The following is a 9,297-nucleotide window of genomic DNA, read 5'->3' as shown; positions in this document are numbered from 1 at the left end:
CAATGTATTCTTTGTAGTTTTTCAAGTCGTTATTTCCCCAATAATAATACGTTTCTGCCAATTCTCTGTAAACCGGACCGTATTCTGGGTTGGTAGCCACCACATTGTCATACGCTTTTACCGCTTCCGCAAATGCTCGTGCGCCTTTCAACAAAACGCCCAATTGCATTTTTGCTCTAATTAAAGTTGGGTCGGCATCAAAGGCATCACGATACGCTTTATAAGAATCGTTTTGATTTTTAACACCATAATACGCATCTCCAAAAGCCATTAAAACATTGGCATCCATTGGATTAGCAATTTTCGCTTTGTTTAAAACCTCAATTGCTTTATTGTAATCTGGCGTGTTGGCATTCATATAGGCTTTCGCAATATAAACGTATTGTTCCGAATCTTTTTTTCTTATATCTTTTGTTGCTAAGGCAAAATTGGCTTCGGCTGCAACGGCATTTTTATCGTCCAAATCCATTTGTCCTAATCCAATATAATTGAATTTTGCATCCGATTTTGCGACCAATCCTTTTTGGAAATAAATTTTCGCTGAGTCAGAAATATTTTGATTAAGATAAACCGAGCCTAATAAAAAGGCAGCTTTTCCATTGTCAGGATTTGTTTTAATAATTGATTTTAGAATTCCTTTGGCTTTTTCAAATTGTTCTGCGTCAATTGTTTTCTTTGCCTGATCTAAATCTTGAGCATAGCTTAGCGTTACTGAAGTCAATAAAGCAATACTAAAAATTTTAACTTTGTTCATCTTGTTGTAATTTATTATTTAATCTTGTTTTCTAATTGTGTTCTGGTTTTGATGCTTCTACCAGGTATTTTTATTGGCAACAATCCCGATTTTAGGATGATTCGTTGTCCAATATCTCCAGCTATGAAAGAGGCAAATCCCATTCCTAAGCCAGAATAACCTTGACAATTGACGATATACAAATCACGTGCCAAAGGATATTTACCTTCTGCAAGGTTGTTTTGTGTTGGTGCAAAATAGGCGGTTTTTCCAATTCCTTTTACACTAATTAAATTAACCTTATCCACGATTGGCTGCATTTTCAGTGAAGGTTGCATCAACCAATTTACACCAACAATTCCAATCATTCCGTCATTTTCGGAAACAAACTGAATTACTTCTTCATTAGTTTTAAAAGAAAAAATTCCTTTTGACGGGATTTCTTTTAGTCCCGACAATTCGTTCATATAGCGAACGGTACTTGAATTAGGATTATCAAAAACCAATCCTTTAATAGTTGCATTTGATTTACCTTTCATGAAGTCCACTACATCTTGTAACGCGATTAAAGTATCTTTATTTCTTTTATTTGAAATAAATGCGATTGCATCAATAGCAAAAACCGTAGTTCTTGGCGTAATTTTTTTACTTTCAAAAACTTTTTCTTCCTCAGGATTAAGCTTTCTCGAAAGAATGGCTATTTTAGAAGTGTCTTTTGCTAATGCTAAAACAGATTCTGCTTCTGATTTTGCAATTATCTTTATTTTTGATCCAGTATAAAGGCTTTCAAAAACTTCAACCTGATCGGCAACTATGGGTAATAGTGTTTCATCAACTAAGATAGAAGTGGAGCCTTTTAGAATAGTTTCATCAGAATTTGCTTGCTTATTTGTTTGATTACAAGCAAAAAAAACAAGGATAAAACCTAAAAAAAATAAATACGGAATTAGTGCAAACTTTTTCATAACCTACTCTTTATTGTCATTTATAATTCGGTAAAACCGAATAAAAGAATATCCGATTATAACTACCCCAAAAGCAATTCTATAACTGGGCTTCATATCAAATGGAAAGTTTTTCCAAAAGATGATTGCTAATCCCATTGCCAGATAGGCTAAGAAAAACACGATTCCTATAACGAGAAAAAACCGCTCTTTTAGCGATTTCTTCTCTTTATTCTCAGTTGATTTATTCAACATTATTCTGGTGCTTGAATAGTAATTGGAAGAGAATGAAGTACTCTTACCTTCTTCCCATTTTGCTCGCCTGGATTCCATTTTGGGCATGATTTCAAAACGCGAATGGCTTCTTTTCCAGTTCCAAAACCGATATCTCTTACTACTTTAATATCTGTTAATGAACCATCTTTTTCAACAACAAACGTTACATAAACCTTTCCTGCAAGACCTTCTTCTTCTGGAGTTCTATAGTTATTTCCTACAAATTTGTAGAATTTAGCCATACCTCCAGGAAAATCTGGTTTTACTTCAATTCCTGCTGTGCTGTAGATATTATTATCATCAACAATATCAGCTGGTCCATTTCCAACAGGTTCCACAGTTAATTCAGCGTCTGGATCGCCTTTTATAGTTTCAGCACCCAATTTCTTGTCTTTAATATCAACAATTTTTGGTGGCTCTTCCGTTACTTCATCAGCCTTTGCAACTACTGGTTTCACAAATTTTTGCACATCAACTTTTGGCGGTGGTGGCGGCGGTGGCGGAATATTTTCTTTCGGTTTTTCTTTTGGCGGCAACTTAACAGTTACAATTTTTTGATCCAATGTCGTATCGTCATCTCCTTTTGGTATCAAATTGATAAGTAGAGGAGCTGCAATTGCAAAACCAAAAAGTACTGAACCTATTATAAGTGATCTTACAGTAGTTTTAGGATTTGATTTTCTTAATTCATAAGCGCCATAAACCTTATTTCGTCCTTCGAAAACAATTTCAAGCCATTGGTCTTTTAAAATATCTAATTTCATCTTTTTAATTATTAGGTTATTGGGTACTAAGATTACTCTTATTTTCCTTCTAACAATTTTGTTTCTTCAGGCGAAAAATCGTTAACAATTGCATACGTTGGTACATCTACGATTGCCATTTCATCTAATATATCAATCAAATTTCTGTAATTGGATTTCTTACTTGGTTTGATGATTACAATCATCCCTTTGTCTTTGTTTCCAGTATATTCAAGAACTTTTGCTTTTCTTTCAATAAGTTCTTTTCTGATACCTTCTTTTCCATATACAAAATCTTTAGGCGTTCCTCCAGCTAATGGTTTATCTAACAACCCAACATAACGTACTAATTTGTTATTATCTCCCAATAAAATAGTCATTGTTCGATTTTCGTCAACTTTAACATCCTTATTTTTAGTAGGGTCATCTTCTTTATCTGGCAACCCCAAACTCATCGATTGTGGTTTTGACAACGTTGTGGTAAGCATAAAGAATGTGATTAGCAAGAATGCTAAATCCACCATAGCAGTTAAATCTACTTTTGAATTTTGCTTTTTACTTCTTACTTTACCACCTTTTCCGCCTCCACCGTCGCCGGTATTTAATTCAGCCATTGTAGTGTATCTTTTTTAATTAAAAATCTTTTCCTCTCAAACCAGTAACCAGACTAAAGCTATTGATTTTTTGGTCTTGTAAAATATCCATTACTTTATGTATTGCTGGATATTCCTCTTTTGCATCTCCTTTAATAGCAATTTGCAATTCTTTATTGTTGTTTTCTATATTCGCAATACGAGAATTGTAAATCCATTCTTTCAATTGGTTGTCCAAAGAATCTTTAGGAACTCCCGGCTGTTCTGCCTTGCTTCTATCCGCACTTTTCATTGCAATAATTTGACTTAAATTTTGAATTGGCACACCAAATCCTTCCATTAAAGCAAATTTATCCATTTCATCTGGAGTGAATTTAATTCCGTATTTATCACCCATCAATTGAAGTGTTCTTTTTCGAACTTCTCTTCCTTTCAGGTCATAAAAAACTTTTCCTTTTCCTATAGTAATTGTTGCCAAATCCGTTTCAGGCAATTTTGTTTGCACTGTTGAAGCAGGCGTATCTACAGGTAATGCCTCAGGCACTTTCGCTGTAGCTGTCAAAATAAAGAAAGTAAGCAATAAGAAAGCTACATCACACATCGCGGTCATGTCCGTTGATGTTGACTTTTTTTTCATTTTTATTTTAGCCATTATTTTTATCTATTATTTGATTTAAAAATCAAAAATTATTGTTTCAAGCTACCTCTGAATTTTCTGTAAGTATTTACAATTGTTGTACCTGCCTCATCAATAGAATAAGTCAAATCGTCAATTTTAGAAGTAAAGAAGTTATAAGCCACAATAGCTGTAATAGAAGTAGAAATACCTGTAGCTGTATTAATCAAAGCTTCAGAGATACCAACTGCAAGAGCTGCTTGATCTGGAGTTCCAGCAGAAGCCAAAGCACCAAACGCTTTAATCATACCAGATACAGTTCCTAACAAACCTCCAAGTGTTCCTAAAGAAACTAATGAAGAAATGATAGTCATATTTTTTTCTAACATTGGCATTTCAAGAGAAGTAATTTCTTCAATTTCCTTGTGGATTAATTCCGAAGCTTCTTCGCTGTTGAAACCTTCTTTTTTCACATCTTGATATTTAACTAACGCTGATTTAATTGCATTTGCAACTGAACCTTGTTGTTTGTCACATTGACTAATTGCATCTTCGATTTTACCTTCTTTGATGTCGCCTTGAACTATTTTCATAAAAGTATCAAGATTTCCTTTTCCAGCAGCTTTAGCAATTACAAAGTATCTTTCTATTGAGAAAACAAGGACCATCAACAACATTCCTAATAATACAGGAACTATAAATCCACCTTTGTAAACTTGTCCTAAAGTATTTAAAGGATGTCCTTTTTCAATATCTCCACCTTCAAAATTTGCAGGCGAACCCATTATTTGAGACCAAACTATCCAGCCTACAAATACACATGCAACAATTATGATTCCTGAGATCATGCCTCCTACTTTTGAACCACCTTCTTTTTTAACGTTTGCCATTTTTTTTAATTTTTGATAATTTTAAATAATTTTTTGATTTTTAAGTTGCTATAAACTTGATTAGGAGCAAATTTAATTTTTTAGTTCAAATAAAAAAATGTTTTTTGCGTTAAATTATCAATAATTATGATAATTATGTATTTTTAAATAAAAAGCGTTTTTTTAAGAAAAATTATAATTGTTCCGTAAAACGAAAACGTTAAAATAGGATTATTTATTATATATACCGATTAAATACTATTTCACTCATCGAAAACGATTGAATTATTTTTAAAATTCAGGAGCCAATAATGTTTAAATAGTAGTTTACTCCTATTTAAAATGCAAGGAATAGCATTTAATAAATAAAATTTTATACCTATTTGTCTTTGTAGAAAACGTTAATTGTGATGAATTTTCCAATATCAATAAGTAACTTTAGATTTCTAATACATTACTATGGAAACAACTAAAAAAATTATCATCGTGGGCGCGGGTTTTGCTGGTTTACGATTGGCACAAGATTTAGAAAATACCAAATACGATGTTTTGTTAATTGATAAAAACAATTATCATCAATTTCAACCATTATTATATCAAGTTGCAACCGCAAGATTAGAACCTGCAAGTATTTCTTTTCCAATTAGAAAAGTATTCCAACATTCAAAAAATATTAGAATTAGAATTGCTGAAGTTTTGAGTATTGATTCTGATATCAAAACCTTGAAAACTACCATTGCGGATTTCAAATACGATTATTTGGTTCTTGCTTATGGTTGCACAACTAATTATTTTGGAAATTCCCAAATTGAAAAATTTGCGTTTTCAATGAAATCGGTACCAGAAGCCATTCAATTGAGAAATAGAATACTTCAAACATTTGAAGATACTTTAGTCGCAAAACCTGAAGATTTACAGGCGTTAATGAATTTTGTTATTGTTGGCGGCGGCCCAACCGGTGTTGAGCTTGCAGGCGCTTTAGCAGAAATGAAAAAAAATATTTTACCAAAAGATTATCCTGATAAAGACTTTCAAAAATTAACTATTTATTTAATTGAAGGCTCCCCTAATGTATTAAATCCAATGAGTTCCGATTCTCAAAAAAAAGCACTTCAATATTTATTAGAATTAGATGTTGTAGTAAAAACTAATGCTTTTGTGACTAATTATGATGGTTTTTCAGTAAGTTTAAATAATCGTGAAACTATTGCTTCCAAAAATGTAATTTGGGCTGCCGGTATTACTGGAAAAACTTTAGATGGAATTCCAAAAGTAGCACTTTCTATAGGAAATAGAATTGTAGTAAATCAAAAATGTGAAATTATAGCTCTAAAAGGCGTTTATGCCATTGGTGACATTGCCTTTATGGAAACTCCAAAATATCCGAAAGGACACCCCCAGGTGGCAAGTGTTGCAATTGAACACTCTAAATTTTTAGCTGATAATTTTAAATTAATTTCAGAAGAAAAACCATTACTTGATTTTGAATACCATGACAAAGGAGCTATGGCTACAATTGGAAAAAGAAAAGCCGTAGTCGATTTGCCGAAATTTAGTTTTCAAGGGAGGGTTGCTTGGTTTGTTTGGATGCTAGTTCACTTAGTAATGATACTGAATTTAAAAAACAAGCTTTCCATATTTATTAATTGGATTTTCAGTTACTTTAACAATGATAGCACTTTACGCGTTTTGATAAAACCTTTACCAAAAAAAAATGATGGTTAGTTTTTTTTAGGTTAAAAGCAATTTCAAGATTTTAAGTTCAATTTCTTCGCTGTTCCAAATATTCTCGATATTTTCAATTTTTAAAATTTCTTCCATAATTGCATTTTGAAAATCGCCAATCGCCAAAGCTTCTGAATAGGGACGATTGCTAAATGTTACTCGGTCGTATAACGGCAACCATTTTTCGGGATGTTTTTCGGCAAAATGTTTTTCGATTTTCTTCTGCAACAGAAATTTTTCGTCGGCAGTTTTAGAACTCATTTCCATAAAATTCCGATACGATAATTCGGCAATAGCATCGGCATTGGGTTTTCGAGATTTTTCATATTCTGAAAAAATTGTTTTCCAATCGTCACCATATAGATTCATCAATTCATTTAAAACCGAAATGTCCTCAAAACCTGCATTCATTCCTTGACCATAAAACGGCACAATGGCATGACTGGCATCGCCAATTAAGGCAACTTTATCTTCATAGGTCCAAGGGAAACATTTCATTGTAACCAAAGTACTCGTTGGATTTGCAAAAAAATCTTCAGTTAAATTTGGAATTACATCAATGGTGTCTGGTAAGTTTTTCTCGAAAAATGCTTCAACAGATTTTCTATCTGTTAAAGACTGGAAAGATTTTTCTCCTTCAAAAGGCATAAATAAAGTACAGGTAAAACTTCCATCTAAATTGGGCAAAGCGATTAACATATATTCTCCTCGAGGCCAAATATGGAAAGAATTTTTATCTAATTTATGGGTTCCATCAGGATTTGCAGGAATATTCAATTCTTTATAGCCTGTATTTAAAAATTCTTGGGAATAGTTGAACATGCTTTGGCGTTGCATTCTGTGACGGATTCTTGAAAAAGCACCATCGGCACCAAAAACCATATCAAACTTCAATTCTTCCCACTCGCTTCGCTCTTCTTCGCCAATATGTAAGGTGGCATTTGACAAGGTAACATCCCAAATTTTCTGTTCAAAAAAGAATTCTGCTCCAGCTTGTTCTGCCAAATCAATCATTTTTCTGTTCAACGCACCTCTTGAAATTGAATAGATACTCTGTCCTTCTTGACCATAATTTTGAAAATTAAGCTTGTCTACAAGATGGATTGCGCGTTTGTCCATTGCAATAGCAATTTCTCTAACTTTGTCACCAATTTCGACATCGTCGAGAGCTTTCCAACCCCTATTAGACATTGCCAAGTTTATAGAACGCCCAGAAAATCGAATTTTACGAATATCGGGACTTCTATCATAAACATGAACGGTGTGACCTGCTTTTTTGAGATAAATTGCCAATAGCGATCCAACTAAACCAGATCCTACAATGGCAATTTTGAGTGATTTTTGCATCTAAAAATATATAAATATAAGTGCGCAAATTTAAGCAATTACATTAATATTTGTTGTGAATTTACCGAATTAAAAGTTACAATTATTTAATTAATACGTTACAGTTATAATTAAATACGTTTCAAATAAAATTTCCTTTAAGAAATTAACGATAGCGTTTTTTCTAAAGCCATTCCTCTTGAACCCTTGATTAAAAAAATACATTTTTCCATTTTATACATTTTAAATGCATTAGAAAAATCTTCAAACGTTTCAAAGAAATGAAAATTACTTTGCTTAATTATGTTAGCATAAAAGTCTTTTCCAATAAAATAAGTAGTGATTGTATTTTCATTTAAAAGTAAATTAACAATCGCTTTATGCTCTTCTAAACTTTCTTCTCCCAACTCAAACATGTCCCCAAGAATGGCTATTTTATTAAAGTTTTTCAATTGAATAAAATTTTCAATTGCCACCGACATACTACTCGGATTGGCATTATAAGCGTCTAGAATAATTTCGTTAGAATTAATATTAAGGAGCTGCGACCGGTTATTTTCAGGGACAAATTCTTCAATGGCAGCTTTAATATCTACTATTGGAACTTCAAAATAAGAACCAATTGCAATTGCTGCATTTATATTATTGGAATTGTATAAACCTATTAAATGAGACTTAATCTTAGTATTTGAATATGTAATTTCCACAAACGGATTTGCGGTAACATCTTTCAAAATAACATCTGAATTTGGTTTGTTAGTTCCAAAAGTATAGGGTTTTATTCCAAAAGATTTTTCAACTTGAATGCTATCATTTAAATTTACAAATACTATTTTATTGTGTTTTGAAAGATAATTATACAACTCGCATTTTCCTTTTATGACGCCTTCAACTCCACCGAAACCTTCAAGATGTGCTTTTCCAAAATTGGTAATATAGCCAAAATCTGGTTGTGCAATTTCGCATAAAAATTCTATTTCTTTTTGATGATTGGCACCCATTTCAACGATACCAATTTCAGTTTGCTTATCAAATGAAAGCAACGTAAGTGGCACTCCAATATGATTATTATAATTACCTAATGTAGCTTTTGTTTTGAATTTTTTAGCTAAAACAACTTGAATTAATTCTTTAGTAGTTGTTTTTCCATTACTCCCTGTTAAGGCTATAATTGGAATATTCAAATAGCCCCGATGAAAGCGTGCTAACGATTGCAAAGTTTCTAAACTATTCTTTACAACAATTGTTCTTTCATCAATAAAATGATCTGGATTGTCTATAATTACGAATGAGGCACCTTTTTGTAATGCTTCTTTCGCAAAAGTATTGGCATCATAATTATCTCCTTTAATGGCAACAAAAAAGGAACCTGCTTCAATTTTTCGAGTGTCAATTGAAATTGATTTGCATTTCAAAAAATAATTGTGAATGATTTTAATATCCATATGTTCCCGTTTTAAACAATAAAAGCC

General features: G+C 32.3%; 10 protein-coding genes. 1 reads left to right on the top strand and 9 read right to left on the bottom strand.

Annotated elements, in window-relative coordinates; genetic code table 11:
* The 7 genes from AC9UEH_RS06565 to AC9UEH_RS06535 form a co-directional block, all read right to left on the bottom strand.
* Positions 1 to 754 (bottom strand): tetratricopeptide repeat protein (locus AC9UEH_RS06565; RefSeq protein WP_509529838.1); only part of this gene is annotated, 754 nt, incomplete at its 3' end.
* A 14-nt stretch (positions 755 to 768) separates the two neighbouring features.
* Positions 769 to 1,698: a PstS family phosphate ABC transporter substrate-binding protein gene (locus AC9UEH_RS06560; RefSeq protein ID WP_509529836.1), complete on the bottom strand. Its 930-nt coding sequence runs from the start codon at positions 1,696 to 1,698 to the stop codon at positions 769 to 771.
* A gap of 3 nt (positions 1,699 to 1,701) precedes the next feature.
* Positions 1,702 to 1,932 carry a hypothetical protein gene (locus tag AC9UEH_RS06555; RefSeq protein WP_509529834.1) on the bottom strand — a complete coding sequence of 77 codons (231 nt, stop codon included), beginning with the start codon at positions 1,930 to 1,932 and terminating at the stop codon, positions 1,702 to 1,704.
* Positions 1,932 to 2,717: an energy transducer TonB gene (locus tag AC9UEH_RS06550; RefSeq protein WP_509529832.1), complete on the bottom strand. Its 786-nt coding sequence runs from the start codon at positions 2,715 to 2,717 to the stop codon at positions 1,932 to 1,934. Before AC9UEH_RS06550 ends, AC9UEH_RS06555 begins: the two co-directional genes overlap by 1 nt.
* 38 nt (positions 2,718 to 2,755) lie before the next feature.
* Positions 2,756 to 3,310: an ExbD/TolR family protein gene (locus AC9UEH_RS06545; RefSeq protein ID WP_509529830.1), complete on the bottom strand. Its 555-nt coding sequence runs from the start codon at positions 3,308 to 3,310 to the stop codon at positions 2,756 to 2,758.
* Positions 3,311 to 3,329: 19 nt separating this feature from the next.
* Positions 3,330 to 3,941: an ExbD/TolR family protein gene (locus AC9UEH_RS06540; RefSeq protein ID WP_509529828.1), complete on the bottom strand. Its 612-nt coding sequence runs from the start codon at positions 3,939 to 3,941 to the stop codon at positions 3,330 to 3,332.
* Positions 3,942 to 3,976: 35 nt separating this feature from the next.
* Positions 3,977 to 4,795, bottom strand: coding sequence for a MotA/TolQ/ExbB proton channel family protein (locus AC9UEH_RS06535; RefSeq protein WP_509529825.1), 819 nt, complete (start codon positions 4,793 to 4,795; stop codon positions 3,977 to 3,979).
* 438 nt (positions 4,796 to 5,233) lie between these two features.
* On the opposite strand from AC9UEH_RS06535, the gene AC9UEH_RS06530 reads away from it, so the two are divergent.
* Positions 5,234 to 6,499, top strand: a complete 1,266-nt coding sequence (locus AC9UEH_RS06530; RefSeq protein ID WP_509529823.1) for an NAD(P)/FAD-dependent oxidoreductase — start codon at positions 5,234 to 5,236, stop codon at positions 6,497 to 6,499.
* Between the two features lie 6 nt (positions 6,500 to 6,505).
* Here AC9UEH_RS06530 and AC9UEH_RS06525 read toward each other — a convergent pair whose 3' ends face one another.
* Both AC9UEH_RS06525 and AC9UEH_RS06520 read right to left on the bottom strand, forming a co-directional pair.
* Positions 6,506 to 7,846: an FAD-dependent oxidoreductase gene (locus AC9UEH_RS06525; RefSeq protein ID WP_509529821.1), complete on the bottom strand. Its 1,341-nt coding sequence runs from the start codon at positions 7,844 to 7,846 to the stop codon at positions 6,506 to 6,508.
* Between the two features lie 137 nt (positions 7,847 to 7,983).
* On the bottom strand, positions 7,984 to 9,270 hold the full coding sequence (locus tag AC9UEH_RS06520; protein WP_509529819.1) for a UDP-N-acetylmuramoyl-tripeptide--D-alanyl-D-alanine ligase: 1,287 nt from the start codon (positions 9,268 to 9,270) through the stop codon (positions 7,984 to 7,986).
* Positions 9,271 to 9,297 lie beyond the last annotated feature (27 nt).

This window comes from Flavobacterium sp. (assembly GCF_040402835.1).
In the GTDB taxonomy this organism is placed as follows: Bacteria; Bacteroidota; Bacteroidia; order Flavobacteriales; family Flavobacteriaceae; genus Flavobacterium.
The sequence above is the reverse complement of the archived record's forward strand: the minus strand, read 5'-3'. Positions and strand labels throughout refer to the sequence as shown.